Origin of the sequence: Pseudomonas sp. GM24 (genome assembly GCF_000282235.1) — a bacterium.
Classification (GTDB): domain Bacteria; phylum Pseudomonadota; class Gammaproteobacteria; order Pseudomonadales; family Pseudomonadaceae; genus Aquipseudomonas.
Genome location: NZ_AKJR01000039.1, coordinates 45264 through 59929, shown reverse-complemented (window position 1 = coordinate 59929; position 14666 = coordinate 45264). Strand labels below are relative to the sequence as shown.

At 59.6% G+C, this 14666-nt stretch carries 13 protein-coding genes; 12 read left to right on the top strand and 1 reads right to left on the bottom strand.

The genetic code is table 11. The features are described 5' to 3' along the window. Window positions 1-93 precede the first annotated feature (93 nt). Together PMI23_RS06720 and PMI23_RS06715 are read left to right on the top strand one after the other, a co-directional pair. Window positions 94-705: a trimeric intracellular cation channel family protein gene (locus PMI23_RS06720; protein ID WP_007915802.1), complete on the top strand. Its 612-nt coding sequence runs from the start codon at window positions 94-96 to the stop codon at window positions 703-705. A 151-nt stretch (window positions 706-856) separates the two neighbouring features. After that, the gene (locus tag PMI23_RS06715) at window positions 857-1915 is read left to right on the top strand and encodes a Fic family protein (protein ID WP_007915803.1); all 1059 of its coding nucleotides are present in this window, start codon (window positions 857-859) and stop codon (window positions 1913-1915) included. A 2-nt stretch (window positions 1916-1917) separates the two neighbouring features. Here the strand turns inward: PMI23_RS06715 and queG are convergent, their stop codons facing one another. Beyond that, window positions 1918-2988 carry a tRNA epoxyqueuosine(34) reductase QueG gene (gene queG / locus PMI23_RS06710; protein ID WP_007915804.1) on the bottom strand — a complete coding sequence of 357 codons (1071 nt, stop codon included), beginning with the start codon at window positions 2986-2988 and terminating at the stop codon, window positions 1918-1920. A gap of 63 nt (window positions 2989-3051) precedes the next feature. On the opposite strand from queG, the gene PMI23_RS06705 reads away from it, so the two are divergent. The 10 genes from PMI23_RS06705 (at window position 3052) to PMI23_RS06660 (ending at window position 14630) form a co-directional block, all read left to right on the top strand. Next, on the top strand, window positions 3052-4551 hold the full coding sequence (locus tag PMI23_RS06705) for a bifunctional ADP-dependent NAD(P)H-hydrate dehydratase/NAD(P)H-hydrate epimerase (protein WP_007915805.1): 1500 nt from the start codon (window positions 3052-3054) through the stop codon (window positions 4549-4551). Further along, window positions 4539-5009 (top strand): tRNA (adenosine(37)-N6)-threonylcarbamoyltransferase complex ATPase subunit type 1 TsaE, encoded by a 471-nt coding sequence (gene tsaE / locus PMI23_RS06700; protein ID WP_007915806.1) that lies wholly within the window; start codon window positions 4539-4541, stop codon window positions 5007-5009. The genes PMI23_RS06705 and tsaE overlap by 13 nt, the downstream gene beginning before the upstream one ends. 57 nt (window positions 5010-5066) lie before the next feature. Next, the gene (locus tag PMI23_RS06695; protein WP_401044867.1) at window positions 5067-6440 is read left to right on the top strand and encodes an N-acetylmuramoyl-L-alanine amidase; all 1374 of its coding nucleotides are present in this window, start codon (window positions 5067-5069) and stop codon (window positions 6438-6440) included. 8 nt (window positions 6441-6448) lie between these two features. Beyond that, window positions 6449-8350 (top strand): DNA mismatch repair endonuclease MutL, encoded by a 1902-nt coding sequence (gene mutL / locus PMI23_RS06690; RefSeq protein ID WP_177321044.1) that lies wholly within the window; start codon window positions 6449-6451, stop codon window positions 8348-8350. Continuing rightward, entirely contained in the window at window positions 8350-9321 is a 972-nt protein-coding gene (miaA, locus tag PMI23_RS06685) for a tRNA (adenosine(37)-N6)-dimethylallyltransferase MiaA (protein ID WP_007915817.1), read from the top strand. The genes mutL and miaA overlap by 1 nt, the downstream gene beginning before the upstream one ends. Window positions 9322-9416: 95 nt before the next feature. Next, a complete protein-coding gene (gene hfq / locus PMI23_RS06680) occupies window positions 9417-9677 on the top strand; it encodes an RNA chaperone Hfq (protein ID WP_007902656.1) in 261 nt (86 codons plus the stop codon). A 12-nt stretch (window positions 9678-9689) separates the two neighbouring features. Continuing rightward, on the top strand, window positions 9690-10991 hold the full coding sequence (gene hflX, locus PMI23_RS06675; RefSeq protein ID WP_007915827.1) for a ribosome rescue GTPase HflX: 1302 nt from the start codon (window positions 9690-9692) through the stop codon (window positions 10989-10991). Window positions 10992-11087: 96 nt separating this feature from the next. Beyond that, on the top strand, window positions 11088-12260 hold the full coding sequence (hflK, locus tag PMI23_RS06670) for an FtsH protease activity modulator HflK (RefSeq protein ID WP_007915828.1): 1173 nt from the start codon (window positions 11088-11090) through the stop codon (window positions 12258-12260). Beyond that, complete coding sequence (hflC, locus tag PMI23_RS06665; RefSeq protein WP_007915830.1) at window positions 12260-13129, top strand: protease modulator HflC; 870 nt, start codon at window positions 12260-12262, stop codon at window positions 13127-13129. The genes hflK and hflC overlap by 1 nt, the downstream gene beginning before the upstream one ends. A 313-nt stretch (window positions 13130-13442) precedes the next feature. Next, window positions 13443-14630 (top strand): ATP phosphoribosyltransferase regulatory subunit, encoded by a 1188-nt coding sequence (locus PMI23_RS06660; protein ID WP_007915833.1) that lies wholly within the window; start codon window positions 13443-13445, stop codon window positions 14628-14630. Window positions 14631-14666 lie beyond the last annotated feature (36 nt).

Sequence of the window (14666 nt, the reverse complement as noted above, 5' to 3'; positions counted from 1 at the left end):
AGCTCCTACGGGGTTTTGTGTTTGCTGTGGTGCCCTCTTTTGGTGCCGCACCGAAATGGCTAGACTGCGCGCCTTCCTGACTGGATCGCCACCATGTTGCTGATGCTCTATCTGATTGCCATCACCGCTGAAGCCATGACCGGCGCGCTGTCCGCCGGCCGTCGCGGCATGGATTGGTTTGGTGTAGTGCTGATCGCCTGCGTCACGGCGTTGGGCGGCGGTTCGGTGCGCGACGTACTGCTCGGGCACTACCCGCTGACGTGGGTCAAACACCCGGAATACCTGGTGCTGACCTCGGTCGCAGCAATGTTCACAGTATTCACCGCCCGCTGGATGCGCCACCTGCGCTCACTGTTTCTGGTGCTCGACGCCGTCGGTCTGGTGGCCTTCACCCTGATCGGCTGCATGACCGCACTGGAAATGGGCCACGGCATGCTGGTTGCCTCCGTCAGCGGCGTGATCACCGGCGTCTTCGGCGGCATCCTCCGCGATATTTTCTGCAACGACATCCCGCTGATCTTCCGCCGAGAACTCTACGCCAGCGTCTCGTTCGCGGCGGCGTGGTGCTACATGCTTTGCCTGTATCTGAATGTGCCAAGCGAACAGGCGATTCCGATCACGCTGTTCGGCGGTTTCCTGCTGCGGCTGCTAGCGATCCGCTTCCATTGGGAAATGCCTAAGTTCGTTTACAACGACGCGCCCTGAAATCGGGTGGGCGCTGCGGTCGAAATATTCTGTAGGGATAGTTGAATAGTTTGCGGGGTGTAAATAGGGTAAAAAATGAATTAAATGGGGTATTTGAAACTTTAAATACCCCATTTAGCCATTTCTTCCCCCATTTAAAAGGCATCCTGAAATGCACTCCCTGACTCCTGAGTTTCTCGGTTCCTTGCGCTATAACGGATCGCAGATCGCGACGCTGAGAACACTGGGAGAATTCCGAGGCAAGCAACAGCTATTCATAGCTCAATCCCCTCAGGTTTTAGACGATCTGAAACAGCTTGCTGTAATTGAATCAACGGAGTCGTCCAACCGCTTGGAGGGTGTGACTGTCACGCCCGCGCGCTTGAAATCGCTGATGAGCAAAACCAGCGATCCGCAGAGTCGATCTGAACAGGAAATTGCGGGTTATCGCGATGCGTTATCACTCATCCACGAGGCGGCCGAGGACATGCCCTTTTCTGAGGGTGTCCTGAGGCAGCTACACAGTTTGCTATACCGCTATCTGCCGCAGTCGGGTGGTGACTGGAAAGCGACAAACAACGACATCATCGAACGTAACCCCGACGGAACTTCGCGGATTCGCTTTCAACCAGTGGCCGCGCATCTAACGCCTATTGCAATGGCTGAAATGCTGATGCAATACCATCTGGCAGCTCAGCAAAATCTAGCTGACCCTCTTGTCCTGATACCGCTCACCGTCCTGGATTTTCTATGCATCCATCCTTTCTCGGATGGTAATGGCCGTGTAGCTCGTTTGTTGACGTTACTACTGCTTTACCAGTTCGATTATCGAGTCGGTCGCTTCATCAGTCTTGAGCGGATATTTGAGGAATCAAAGGAAGGCTATTACGAGACGCTGGAGATCAGCTCTAAACGATGGCACGACGGCACGCACGACGTGCAACCCTGGTTGGATTATTTTTGGGGTGCATTACTTCGAGCGTACAAAGAGTTCGAAGAGCGCGTCGGGACTATCGATACGCGCCGTGGCGGAAAAAGTGATCGGGTCAGGGAGATAGCTTTGGGCAGGAATCTGCCTTTTTCTATTACAGAAATTGAGGAGTCTTGCCCCGGAGTGAGCCGAGACACAGTACGTTCAGTTCTGCGCGCCCTGAAGGCCGAAGGGTTGATTGAGCCTACCGGTAAGGGGCGCAGCGCGAAGTGGAGAAAACCAGTCGGAATTCAGCGATGACGTTAGCTGCTGCGTTCAGCATGCTGCCTAAGCGCCCACTCCACATGCTCGCGCACCAGCTCTGACGGATAATCCCGCCGTGCCTTCAACGCTTCCAGCACTGGAATGCTCGACGGCGCGTTACCGAGCCCTACCGCCAGATTGCGCAACCAGCGTTCATACCCGGCGCGGCGCAGCGGTGAGCCTTCGGTGCTGCTGAGGAATTTGTCCTCGTCCCACATAAACAACTCAGCCAGTTCCGCATTGTCCAGATTGTGCCGTGGTTTGAAGTCGCTCTCCCCAGAGGGTTTGGCGAAACGGTTCCACGGGCAGACGATCTGGCAGTCGTCGCAGCCGAACACGCGGTTGCCGATCAGTGGGCGCAGGTCTTCGGGGATCGCATTTTTCAGTTCGATGGTCAGGTACGAAATGCAGCGTCGCGCGTCCAGCACATAGGGGCCGACGAAGGCATTGGTCGGGCAGATGTCGAGGCACGCGGTGCAGCGGCCGCAATGTTCGGTGCTGTGCGGATCATCCACTGGCAACGGCAGATCAACGAACAACTCGCTCAAGAAAAAATAGCTGCCAGCCTTACGGTTCAGCACCAAGGTGTTTTTGCCGATCCAGCCCAGCCCGGCCTGCTCGGCGATGGCTTTTTCCAGCACCGGCGCGCTGTCGACAAAGGCCCGAAAACCGAACGGGCCGATCTCGGATTGAATCTTGTCGGCTAATTGCTGCACACGTTTACGGATCAATTTGTGGTAATCGCGGCCCAAGGCATAACGCGACACGTAGGCTTTTTCCGGTTGGGCCAGGCGTTTGGCCATTTCGGTGTCGCCCGGCAGGTAGTCCATGCGCAACGAAACCACGCGCAATGTGCCCGGCACCAGTTCTTCCGGGTGTGAGCGTTTGCTGCCGTGGGCGCCCATGTAGTCCATTTCGCCGTGGTAGCCGGCCGCGAGCCAGCGCTCCAGATGTTGTTCATGCTCGGCGAGATCCAGACCGCTGATGCCGACTTGCTGAAAGCCCAGCTCGCGGCCCCAATCCTTGATCGATTGGGCGAGGGCGGGCAGGTCTGTGGTGATGGCGGACATGAGGCGAGAGAAACCGGAGCTGAGGTGCGTATAATTCTGCCAGACATCGGAGCCCGAAGACGCATGCCGCACACGAAAGATGAATTACCCGACGCGCTGTATGGCGCCGCGCAGGTGCGCGAACTCGATGCACGGCTGATTGCCGCGGGTACGCCGGGCTTCGAATTGATGCAGCGCGCGGCGCATGCGACCTGGCGTGCGTTGGTGCGGCAATGGCCGTCGGCAACTGAACTGACGGTGCTGGCCGGGCACGGCAACAATGCCGGTGACGGTTATCTGGTCGCGGCCATGGCGCAGCGAGCCGGGTGGTCGGTGCGCGTGTTGGCGGTCGGCGATCCGCAGCGTTTACAGGGCGATGCCGCGCAGGCCCGTGCCGAGGCGTTGGCTGAAGGTGTTGCGGTGCAGGGCTGGCAGGCTGAAAGCGAAATGCGCGGGATCATTCTCGATGCCTTGCTCGGCACGGGGCTGAGCGGGGATGTGCGCGAGCCTTATGTCTCGGCGATCAAGGCAATTAACGCCAGTGGTTTGTCGGTGACTGCCGTCGATATCCCTTCAGGTCTAAGCGCCGACTCCGGGCATGTTCTGGGCGCCGCTGTGCAGGCTGATCTTACGGTGACCTTTATCGGGCTGAAAATCGGCCTGTTCACCGGCGACGCGGCGGATCATGTCGGCCAATTGGTGTTTAACGATTTACAGGCCAGCGCCGACATCTATCGTGACATTCCGATCATCGGCCAACGGCTCAACACGGCTAATCTTCCGGGGTTGGCGGCGCGTGCACCGACTTCGCACAAGGGCCGCTTTGGTCATGTGCTGCTGATCGGTGGCGATCACGGCTTTGGCGGGGCGATTCTGCTCAGCACCGAAACGGCCTTGCGCAGCGGCGCGGGTATGGTTTCGCTGGCGACTCGCCCAGAGCATGTCGCGGCAGCACTGACTCGTGTGCCAGAAGCCATGGCGCTTGGCACCTCATCGGCCAATCAGTTGATGGGTTTGCTGGAGAAAGTTTCTGTGCTGGTGGTCGGTCCGGGATTGGGGCAGGCCAGTTGGGGGCGCGCACTGTTGTCGGCGGCGGCCAACGCGGCATTGCCGCAAGTGTGGGACGCCGATGCGCTGAATCTGCTGGCAAGCGGTTTCGTTGAGCTGCCCAAGGATTGCGTGATCACCCCGCATCCGGGAGAGGCGGCGCGATTGCTGGGCATCAGTACGGCCGAAGTGCAGGCGGATCGTCCGGCGGCGGCGCTGGCATTGAGCAAAAAATATACAGCTGTGGTCGTGTTGAAGGGCGCGGGCAGTCTGATCGCGCATCCCGATGGCCGTCTGGCGTTGTGTCACCAAGGCCACCCGGCCATGGCCACCGCTGGACTCGGCGACGTGCTGGCGGGCTTGACCGGTGCGCTGCTTGCGCAAGGCCTGGACGGTTTCGAGGCCGCGTGTCTGGCCGTCTGGCTGCACGCCAATGCCGGTAGGCAACAAGGAAAATTCGGCCGTGGGCTGGCGGCCAGTGATCTGATTCCAGCCATTCGTCAGTTGTTGGAGGAGCAAGCACCGTGTCTGAAGTAACCCTGTACCTGGCCGATGAACAGGCCATGAGCGACTTTGGCGCACGGATCGCCCGCGTGACTCAAGGCCATGGCCTGATTTTTCTCGAAGGCAATCTGGGCATGGGCAAAACCACCCTGTCGCGAGGCATCATTCGCGGGCTGGGCCATGTCGGCGCGGTAAAAAGTCCGACCTTCACTTTGGTCGAACCTTACGAAATCGGTGACATCCGCGCCTTCCACTTTGACCTGTATCGCCTGGTCGATCCGGAAGAACTGGAGTTTCTCGGCATCCGCGACTACTTCGAAGACGATGCGATGTGCCTGATCGAATGGCCCGATAAAGGTGCAGGCTTTTTGCCAAAGCCTGACCTGACCATTACCATTAGCCCGCAAGACAGCGGGCGTTCGCTGAAAATTTTATCCCAGGGTTCGCGTGGCGAGGCCTGGTGTGCCGCTTTGGCATTGGAATCCAATTAAATGATGGGGTTAGGTATGCGCTTTCGCGCGTTGGTGGCTGCCGCTGGACTGTTGTTGATGGCAGTAACCGTCAACGCTGTGGCCGATTCAAAGGTCAACAGCGTGCGCCTGTGGCGGGCGCCGGACAACACGCGACTGGTCTTCGACCTGAGTGGCCCGGTGCAGCACAGCGTCTTCACCTTGACCTCACCGGACCGGCTGGTGATCGACATCAACGGTGCCACCCTCGGTGCTCCGTTGAATGTGCAGACCGCAAACACGCCGATCACCGCGATGCGCTCGGCCCAGCGCACGCCGACCGACCTGCGCGTGGTCATCGACCTGAAGAAAGCCGTCACCCCGAAAAGCTTCTCGCTGGCGCCGAACGCGCAGTACGGCAACCGTCTGGTGGTCGACCTGTTCGACAACCCGGCCGACGCCGCACCGCCGCCGGCGCCAACGCCGCAGGTGGCGACCGTGCCAGCGGTGCCGGTAACCCCGACCGAGCCTGCAATCAAGTTGCCGCCAGCCCCGGCCGGCAAGCGCGACATTATTGTGGTGATCGACGCCGGCCACGGTGGCGAAGACCCGGGTGCGTCCGGTTCGCGCGGTCAGCGTGAGAAAGACGTGGTATTGCAGATCGCCCGCGAACTGCAGCGTCAGGTCAACGGCATGAAAGGCTTCCGCGCCGAGCTGACCCGTACCGGCGACTACTTCATCCCGTTGCGCGGCCGTACCGAAATCGCCCGCAAGAAAGGCGCCGACCTGTTTGTCTCGATCCACGCCGACGCCGCGCCATCTGCCGCAGCGTTTGGTGCGTCGGTGTTTGCCCTGTCTGATCGTGGTGCAACGTCGGAGACCGCGCGTTGGCTGGCCGACAGCGAAAACCGTTCTGACTTGATCGGGGGGGCCGGTAACGTCAGCCTCGATGATAAGGACCGCATGCTCGCCGGCGTATTGCTCGACCTGTCGATGACGGCCTCGCTGACCTCCAGCCTAAACGTCGGCCAGAAAGTCCTGACCAATATCGGTCGCGTCACGCCGCTGCACAAACAGCGGGTGGAGCAGGCCGGGTTCATGGTGTTGAAGTCGCCAGATATTCCGTCGATCCTGGTCGAAACCGGATTTATCTCCAACGCCAACGAAGCGAACAAACTCTCGGCGTCGAGCCACCAGCAAGCGCTGGCGCGTTCGATCAGCAGCGGCGTGCGTCAGTTCTTCCAGCAGAACCCGCCACCGGGCACCTACATCGCCTGGTTGCGTGATTCCGGCAAGATCGCCCAAGGCCCGCGCGATCACCGCGTTGGCCCAGGTGAAACCCTGGCGATGATCGGCGTGCGCTATCAGGTATCGCCGGCCACGCTCCGCGCCGCCAACAACCTGAAAAGTGATGAGCTGAAAGTCGGTCAGCACTTGACCATTCCAGGCACCGAACTGGCGTCCAAAGAATGAACGAAGTGTTGAACGCTGCTGCCCGCATCGAACTGCTCAGCCCACGGCTGGCGAACCAGATCGCCGCCGGTGAGGTGGTTGAGCGTCCGGCTTCGGTGATCAAGGAACTGCTGGAAAACAGCCTCGACTCCGGCGCCAAACGCATTGATGTCGACGTCGAGCAGGGCGGGGTCAAGCTGCTGCGTGTGCGCGACGATGGTAGCGGTATCTCTGGCGATGACCTGCCACTGGCCCTGGCTCGTCACGCCACCAGCAAGATCCGCAACCTCGAAGACCTTGAACAGGTGATGAGCCTCGGTTTCCGTGGTGAAGCACTGGCGTCGATCAGTTCCGTGGCACGCTTGACCCTGACCTCGCGCACCCGCGACGCCGATCAGGCCTGGCAGGTGGAAACCGAAGGCCGCGACATGGCACCCCGGGTGCAACCAGCGGCGCATCCGGTCGGCACTTCGGTGGAAGTTCGCGACCTGTTCTTCAATACCCCGGCGCGACGCAAATTCCTCAAGACCGAAAAAACCGAATTCGATCACCTGCAAGAAGTGATCAAACGTCTGGCGCTGGCGCGTTTCGACGTCGCGTTTCATCTGCGCCACAACGGCAAGACCATCCTCAGCCTGCACGAAGCCCACGATGATGCGGCCCGCGCCCGGCGTGTGGCAGCGATCTGCGGCTCGGGTTTCCTTGAGCAGGCGCTGCCGATCGAGATCGAGCGCAATGGCTTGCATTTGTGGGGCTGGGTTGGATTGCCGACGTTCAACCGCAGTCAGGCAGATTTGCAGTATTTCTTTGTGAACGGCCGCGCGGTGCGCGACAAACTGGTCGCCCACGCTGTGCGTCAGGCCTATCGCGACGTGCTGTTCAACGGCCGTCACCCGACCTTTGCACTGTTTTTCGAAGTCGATCCGGCGGCGGTCGACGTCAACGTGCACCCAACCAAACACGAAGTGCGCTTCCGTGACGGGCGCATGGTGCATGACTTCCTTTATGGCACCTTGCACCGAGCGTTGGGCGATGTGCGTCCGGAAGATCAGCTTGCCGGTTCCGTGACCACAGCCGTCGTGCGGCCAACGGGCCTCGATGCCGGTGAGTTCGGCCCACAGGGTGAAATGCGTCTGGCGGCCAATGCCTTGCTGGAGCAACCGCAGGCGCAACCGGCGTTCAATACTTCGTCCGGTGCCAGTGCTGGCGGGGCTTATCAGTATCAATACACGCCACGTCCGCAATCGGCAGTGCCGCCGGCTGCCGAGGCGCAAGCTGCTTATCGAGAGTTTTTCGCACCGCTGCCGGAAGCCAATGCCAACGCATTGCCGGCCGGTCAGGAAGACATTCCGCCGCTCGGTTACGCGCTGGCGCAGCTCAAAGGCATTTATATTCTGTCCGAGAACGCCCAAGGTCTGGTGTTGGTGGATATGCACGCCGCCCACGAACGGATCATGTATGAGCGTCTGAAAATCGCCATGGCCAGCGAAGGCCTCAGCGGCCAGCCGCTGCTGGTGCCGGAATCCCTGGCCGTGAGCCAGCGCGAGGCCGATTGTGCTGAAGAGCACGCGGCATGGTTTCAGCGTTTGGGCTTTGAATTGCAGCGTCTGGGCCCGGAAACCTTGGCGATCCGCCAGATTCCGGCGTTGTTGAAGCAGGCTGAAGCCAACCGTCTGGTCGGCGACGTGCTGTCGGATTTGATGGAGTACGGCACCAGCGACCGGATTCAGGCACACCTCAACGAATTGCTCGGCACCATGGCCTGCCACGGCGCGATTCGCGCCAATCGGCGCCTGGCCCTGCCGGAAATGAACGGCCTGCTGCGTGACATGGAAAACACCGAACGCAGCGGTCAATGCAACCATGGCCGACCGACCTGGACCCAACTGGGCCTGGACGATCTGGACAAACTGTTCTTGCGCGGTCGTTGATGAGCCAACTCCCTCCAGCGATTTTTCTGATGGGCCCGACCGCTGCGGGCAAAACCGATCTGGCCATCGAGCTGACCAAGGTGCTGCCGTGCGAGCTGATCAGCGTTGATTCGGCGTTGGTCTACCGCGGCATGGACATTGGCACCGCCAAGCCTTCGAAAGAACTGCTGGCCGAATATCCGCACCGTTTGATCGATATTCTCGATCCGGCCGAAGCCTATTCCGCTGCGGATTTCCGTCGTGATGCCCTGCAAGCCATGGCCGAGATTACCGCGCGCGGAAAAATTCCGCTGCTGGTCGGCGGCACGATGCTCTATTACAAGGCTTTGGTCGAAGGCCTGGCAGACATGCCGGCCGCCGATCCCGAGGTCCGTGCGCAGATCGAAGAAGAGGCTGCACGCCTTGGCTGGCAAGCCCTGCACGACCAATTAACGATCATCGATCCGGTATCGGCGGCGCGGATTCACCCGAACGATCCACAGCGCCTGAGTCGCGCACTGGAAGTTTATCGGGTCAGTGGTCAGAGCATGACCGAGCTGCGTCAGCAACAATCTGCGCAAAGTGCTGAAGCAGCCGCTTCGGGACTGCAACAATTGCCCTATACTGTCGCGAACTTGGCCATTGCCCCGGCGAATCGTCAGGTACTGCACGAGCGCATTAAACAAAGATTCACAATTATGTTGGAACAGGGGTTCATCGACGAGGTCGTAGCCCTGCGTAAAAGAAGTGACCTGCATTCGGGGTTGCCGTCTATACGTGCGGTAGGCTACCGCCAAGTCTGGGACTACCTGGATGGCAAGCTGACGTTGGCCGAAATGCAGGAGCGCGGCATCATCGCCACGCGCCAATTGGCCAAACGCCAGTTCACCTGGCTGCGCAGCTGGGAAGATATACACTGGCTGGACAGTCTTGATTGCGACAATCTGCCACGCGCCTTGAAATACCTTGGGACCATCTCCATATTGAGCTGAGTCCTTGCAATTGCCGTCTATCCTTGGGGGTGTGACGGCCAAAGCCATCTGAATTACCTATTTTTTATTATTGAATCCTTAAAGGAGTGCGGCACATGTCAAAAGGGCATTCGCTACAAGACCCTTACTTGAATACTTTACGTAAAGAGAAAGTTGGGGTTTCCATCTATCTGGTCAACGGTATCAAACTGCAAGGCACGATCGAGTCGTTCGACCAGTTCGTGATCCTGCTGAAAAACACCGTGAGCCAAATGGTTTACAAGCACGCTATCTCGACAGTAGTGCCGGTTCGTCCAATTCGTCTGCCTAGCGCAACCGAATCCGAAGCAGGTGACGCTGAGCCAGGTAACGCCTGATAGGAGTCTCCTTTGTTCTTTGAGCGCCACGGTGGTGGTGAACGAGTCATCCTCGTTCACTTGGATGGACAGGACCCTGAGGCGCGCGAAGATCCGCAGGAGTTTCAGGAATTGGCTAATTCGGCCGGCGCCGAGACCGTTGCGTTTTTTAACGTGCCGCGTCATCGGCCAACCGCCAAATACCTGATCGGCAGCGGCAAGGTCGAGGAACTGCGCGACCTGGTCAAGGCTGAAGAAGCTGATCTGGTGATTTTCAATCACATCCTCACGCCGAGTCAGGAACGTAACCTCGAACGTGTTTTCGAGTGTCGCGTGATCGACCGTACCGGCCTGATTCTCGATATTTTCGCCCAACGCGCCCGTACCCATGAAGGCAAGCTCCAGGTCGAACTGGCCCAGCTTGACCACATGAGCACGCGGCTGGTTCGCGGATGGACTCACCTTGAACGTCAGGGTGGCGGTATCGGCATGCGCGGTCCGGGTGAAACCCAGCTGGAAACCGACCGCCGTTTGCTGCGGGTCCGCCTGCGCCAGATCAAGGGCCGGCTGGAGAAGGTGCGCAGCCAGCGCGAGCAATCGCGACGCGGTCGCTCCCGTGCGGACATTCCTACCGTGTCTCTGGTGGGCTACACCAACGCCGGCAAGTCCACACTCTTCAACAACGTGACGAAATCCGACGTCTACGCGGCCGACCAATTGTTCGCCACGCTGGACCCGACCCTGCGTCGTCTGGAACTGGACGACCTGGGGCCGATTGTTCTGGCGGACACGGTGGGCTTCATTCGTCACTTGCCGCACAAGCTGGTCGAGGCATTTCGGTCTACCCTCGAAGAGTCGAGCAATTCCGATCTGCTGTTGCACGTGATCGATGCGGCCGAACCGGATCGCATGTTGCAGATCGAGCAGGTGATGGTGGTGCTGGGCGAGATTGGTGCCCAGGACTTGCCGATCCTCGAGGTCTATAACAAACTCGATTTGCTTGAAGGCGTTGAGCCACAAATCCAGCGCGATGAAAACGGCAAGCCCCAGCGAGTCTGGCTGTCGGCGCGTGATGGCAGTGGTCTGGAATTGCTTGAACAAGCCATCGCCGAATTACTTGGCAGTGATTTGTTTATCGGTACCTTGCGCTTGCCGCAACGATTCGCCCGACTGCGTGCGCAGTTTTTCGAACTCGGTGCGGTGCAGAAAGAAGAGCACGACGAAGAAGGCATCAGTTTGCTGGCCGTTCGTTTGCCCCGTGTCGAGTTGAATCGACTGGTAAGCCGCGAAGGATTGCAGCCGATGGAATTCATCGAGCAACACACTTTGCAATAAAAGCCTGACAAAGCGGTTGTGCCGCAACGGCAGGCATTCTGTAGCATTGGTCGGCGCGCCGTGGGTGCGTCTTTGCTTTATCAGATGGAGAGCGCTATGGCTTGGAATGAGCCGGGTGGCAACTCGAATAATCAGGATCCTTGGGGTGGCAAACGCCGCAATAATGGCGACCGCAAGGGGCCACCGGATCTCGACGAGGCCTTCCGAAAGCTGCAGGAAAGCCTGAACGGGTTGTTCGGTGGTGGTAAGAAACGTGGTGATGACGGCGGTGGTTCGGGCAAGAGCAGTGGCGGCTTCGGCGGTCTGCTCGGCATCGGCCTCGTTGTGCTGGCGGCTGTCTGGCTGTACAGCGCGGTCTACGTGGTCGACGAGCAGGAGCAAGCCGTGGTGCTGCGCTTCGGCAAGTACTACGAGACTGTCGGCCCGGGCCTGAACATCTATTTCCCGCCGATCGATAAAAAGTACATGGAAAACGTCACGCGTGAGCGTGCCTACACCAAGCAGGGCCAGATGCTGACCGAAGACGAGAACATCGTCGAAGTGCCGCTGACCGTGCAGTACAAGATCAGCAACCTGCAGGACTTCGTGCTGAACGTCGATCAGCCGGAAATCAGCCTGCAGCATGCGACCGACAGTGCCCTGCGCCACGTGGTGGGTTCCACCGCCATGGACCAGGTGCTGACCGAAGGTCGTGAATTGATGGCCAGCGAAATCAAGGAGCGTCTGCAACGCTTCCTCGATACCTATCGCACCGGTATCACCGTCACTCAGGTCAACGTACAGAGCGCAGCGGCACCGCGTGAAGTGCAGGAAGCCTTCGATGACGTGATCCGCGCCCGTGAAGACGAGCAGCGTTCGCGCAACCAGGCTGAAACCTACGCCAACGGCGTCGTGCCGGAAGCCCGTGGTCAGGCCCAGCGTATCCTTGAGGATGCCAACGGTTACCGTGACGAGACGGTCTCGCGCGCCAAGGGTGAAGCCGACCGCTTTACCAAACTGGTCGCCGAGTATCGCAAGGCACCTGAGGTGACCCGCCAGCGTCTGTACCTGGACACCATGCAGGAAGTCTTCAGCAACACCAGCAAGGTACTCGTGACCGGCAACAAGAACGGCCAGAGCAACCTGCTTTACCTGCCGTTGGACAAAATGATTCAGAACAGTTCGGGCAGCAATGCACCGGTCACCGGTTCGGCTGCCGCCAGTAACAACACGGACGTCACGCCGCATGTCACTGACCTGCCGCAATCGCGCACAAGGGAGACCCGCTGATGAGCAATAAATCGCTGATCGCCCTTATTGTTGGCGTCGTTGTCGTGCTGGTGGGCTGGAACTGCTTCTACATCGTCGCTCAGACCGAGCGTGCGGTGCTGCTGCAATTCGGTCGTGTGGTTCAGGCGGATGTTCAGCCAGGCCTGCATGTGAAAGTGCCTTACGTTAACCAGGTGCGTAAATTCGACGCACGTCTGATGACGCTGGATGCACCGACACAGCGTTTCCTGACCCTGGAAAAGAAAGCCGTGATGGTCGACGCTTATGCCAAGTGGCGCGTGAAAGATGCCGAGCGCTTCTACACCGCGACTTCCGGTCTGAAGCAAATCGCCGACGAGCGTCTGTCCCGTCGTCTGGAGTCCGGTCTGCGTGACCAGTTCGGTAAGCGCACCCTGCACGAAGTGGTGTCGGGTGAGCGTGATGCACTGATGGCTGACATCACCGCATCGCTGAACAAAATGGCGGAAAAAGAGCTGGGTATCGAAGTGGTCGATGTCCGGGTCAAGACCATCGATCTGCCTAAAGAAGTGAACCGCAGCGTGTTCGAACGTATGAGCACCGAGCGTGAGCGTGAAGCTCGCGAGCACCGCGCCAAGGGTAACGAACTGGCTGAAGGCATCCGTGCTGACGCCGATCGTCAACGCCGCGTGCTGCTGGCTGAAGCCTATCGTGAATCCGAAGAGGTTCGCGGTGACGGTGATGCCCAGGCCGCTGCGATCTACTCCAAGGCCTACGGCCAGGATCAGGAGTTCTACAGTTTCTACCGTAGCCTGCGCGCCTACCGTGAAAGCTTCGCGAACAAATCCGACGTATTGGTCCTCGACCCAAGCAGCGACTTTTTCCACTACCTGGAAAAGGCCAAGCCTTGATGCGCCGTTGACCTGAATCATTCCGCCCGGCGGCTAATACCTCGGGCGGGGTGATCCTTTGGGAAAACGTGTGTATGATGCGGCAGCCGGGAAATTCCCGGCTTTTTTGCGTCTGCACGTTTGATTGCTGTTTTTTGTTGCAGGCATCGGGTTGAATGGCCCGAGAGTATTTCGAGGAAAGTGATGGGCGAAGCCGGTAACAGGCCTTTCGCCGCGTCGTTCATGCGCGTGCGTTTTGAACGGACCGGTCATTTTCTGCTTCACTCAAGGCTCGCCCGCAGGCTGGCCGCCCGGATCAAAGGGGAATGGCGTAATGGCAACGGTAGACCGCTGGCTGCTGCCAGATGGCATCGAAGAAGTACTGCCACCGGAAGCGGCGCGCATTGAAGTCGCGCGTCGTCAGGTGTTGGATCTGTTCCAGAGCTGGGGTTACGAGTTTGTCGTGACTCCCCATATCGAGTACCTGGAATCCCTGCTGACCGGCGCAGGCCAGGACCTGGATCTGCGTACCTTCAAGGTCATCGACCCGCAGTCGGGCCGGCAGATGGGTTTCCGTGCCGACATCACGCCGCAAGTGGCGCGCATCGATGCGCACACCCTGCGTCGCGAAGGCCCGAGCCGTCTGTGCTACGCCGGTAGCGTGCTGCATGCGCAGCCGCGGGCATTGTCGTCCTCGCGCAGCCCGATCCAGTTGGGCGCCGAGTTGTACGGCGACGCCAGCCCAAGCAGCGACGTTGAAGTGATCAGCCTGATGCTGGCCATGCTGCAACTGGCCGACGTGCCGGATGTGCACATGGATCTTGGTCATGTCGGCATCTACCGTGGCCTGGCGCGTGCCGCCGGTCTGTCCGGTGAAGTCGAGCAGCAGTTGTTCGACGCGCTGCAACGCAAAGCCATCGACGAGGTCATTACCTTGACCGAAGGCCTGCCGGCCGACCTGTCCGGCATGCTGCGTGCGCTGGTTGATCTGTGCGGCGGCCGTGAAGTGTTAAGCGCTGCCCGTGAGCGTCTGGCCAATGCGCCGGCGCCGGTTCTGGCAGCACTGGAAGATTTGCTGGCGATCGCTGAGCGTCTGTCGGCGCGCTTCCCGGAGCTGCCGTTGTACTTCGATCTGGGCGAGCTGCGGGGCTACCACTACCACACTGGTGTGGTGTTCGCGGTGTTCGTACCGGGCGTTGGCCAGTCCATCGCTCAGGGCGGTCGTTACGATGACATCGGCGCAGATTTTGGCCGCGCCCGTCCAGCGACAGGCTTCTCCACCGATTTGAAAACCCTGGTGACCCTGGGGCGTGCTGAGATCGAGCTACCGTCTGGCGGTATCTGGATGCCTGACAGTACGGATGCGGCACTCTGGCAGCAGGTTTGCCAGTTGCGCAGTGAGGGTCAGCGTGTCGTTCAGGCGTTGCCTGGACAACCTTTGGCCGCCGCCCGTGATGCGGACTGCGACCGGCAATTGATTCAGCAGAACGGGCTTTGGCAAGTATCGCCACTGGCTTCTTGAGTTTTCCTGCCGGCCATCGCCGGCACCAAGTTTGCG

Bases quoted from the DNA above. Each gene is read 5' to 3' on its own strand.
- queG (WP_007915804.1), bottom strand. From the start codon at position 2,988: ATGTCCGCCATCACCACAGACCTGCCCGCCCTCGCCCAATCGATCAAG.
- hflC (WP_007915830.1), top strand. From the start codon at position 12,260: ATGAGCAATAAATCGCTGATCGCCCTTATTGTTGGCGTCGTTGTCGTG.
- miaA (WP_007915817.1), top strand. From the start codon at position 8,350: ATGAGCCAACTCCCTCCAGCGATTTTTCTGATGGGCCCGACCGCTGCG.
- PMI23_RS06705 (WP_007915805.1), top strand. From the start codon at position 3,052: ATGCCGCACACGAAAGATGAATTACCCGACGCGCTGTATGGCGCCGCG.
- hflK (WP_007915828.1), top strand. From the start codon at position 11,088: ATGGCTTGGAATGAGCCGGGTGGCAACTCGAATAATCAGGATCCTTGG.
- PMI23_RS06720 (WP_007915802.1), top strand. From the start codon at position 94: ATGTTGCTGATGCTCTATCTGATTGCCATCACCGCTGAAGCCATGACC.
- PMI23_RS06715 (WP_007915803.1), top strand. From the start codon at position 857: ATGCACTCCCTGACTCCTGAGTTTCTCGGTTCCTTGCGCTATAACGGA.
- PMI23_RS06660 (WP_007915833.1), top strand. From the start codon at position 13,443: ATGGCAACGGTAGACCGCTGGCTGCTGCCAGATGGCATCGAAGAAGTA.
- PMI23_RS06695 (WP_401044867.1), top strand. From the start codon at position 5,067: ATGGCAGTAACCGTCAACGCTGTGGCCGATTCAAAGGTCAACAGCGTG.
- hfq (WP_007902656.1), top strand. From the start codon at position 9,417: ATGTCAAAAGGGCATTCGCTACAAGACCCTTACTTGAATACTTTACGT.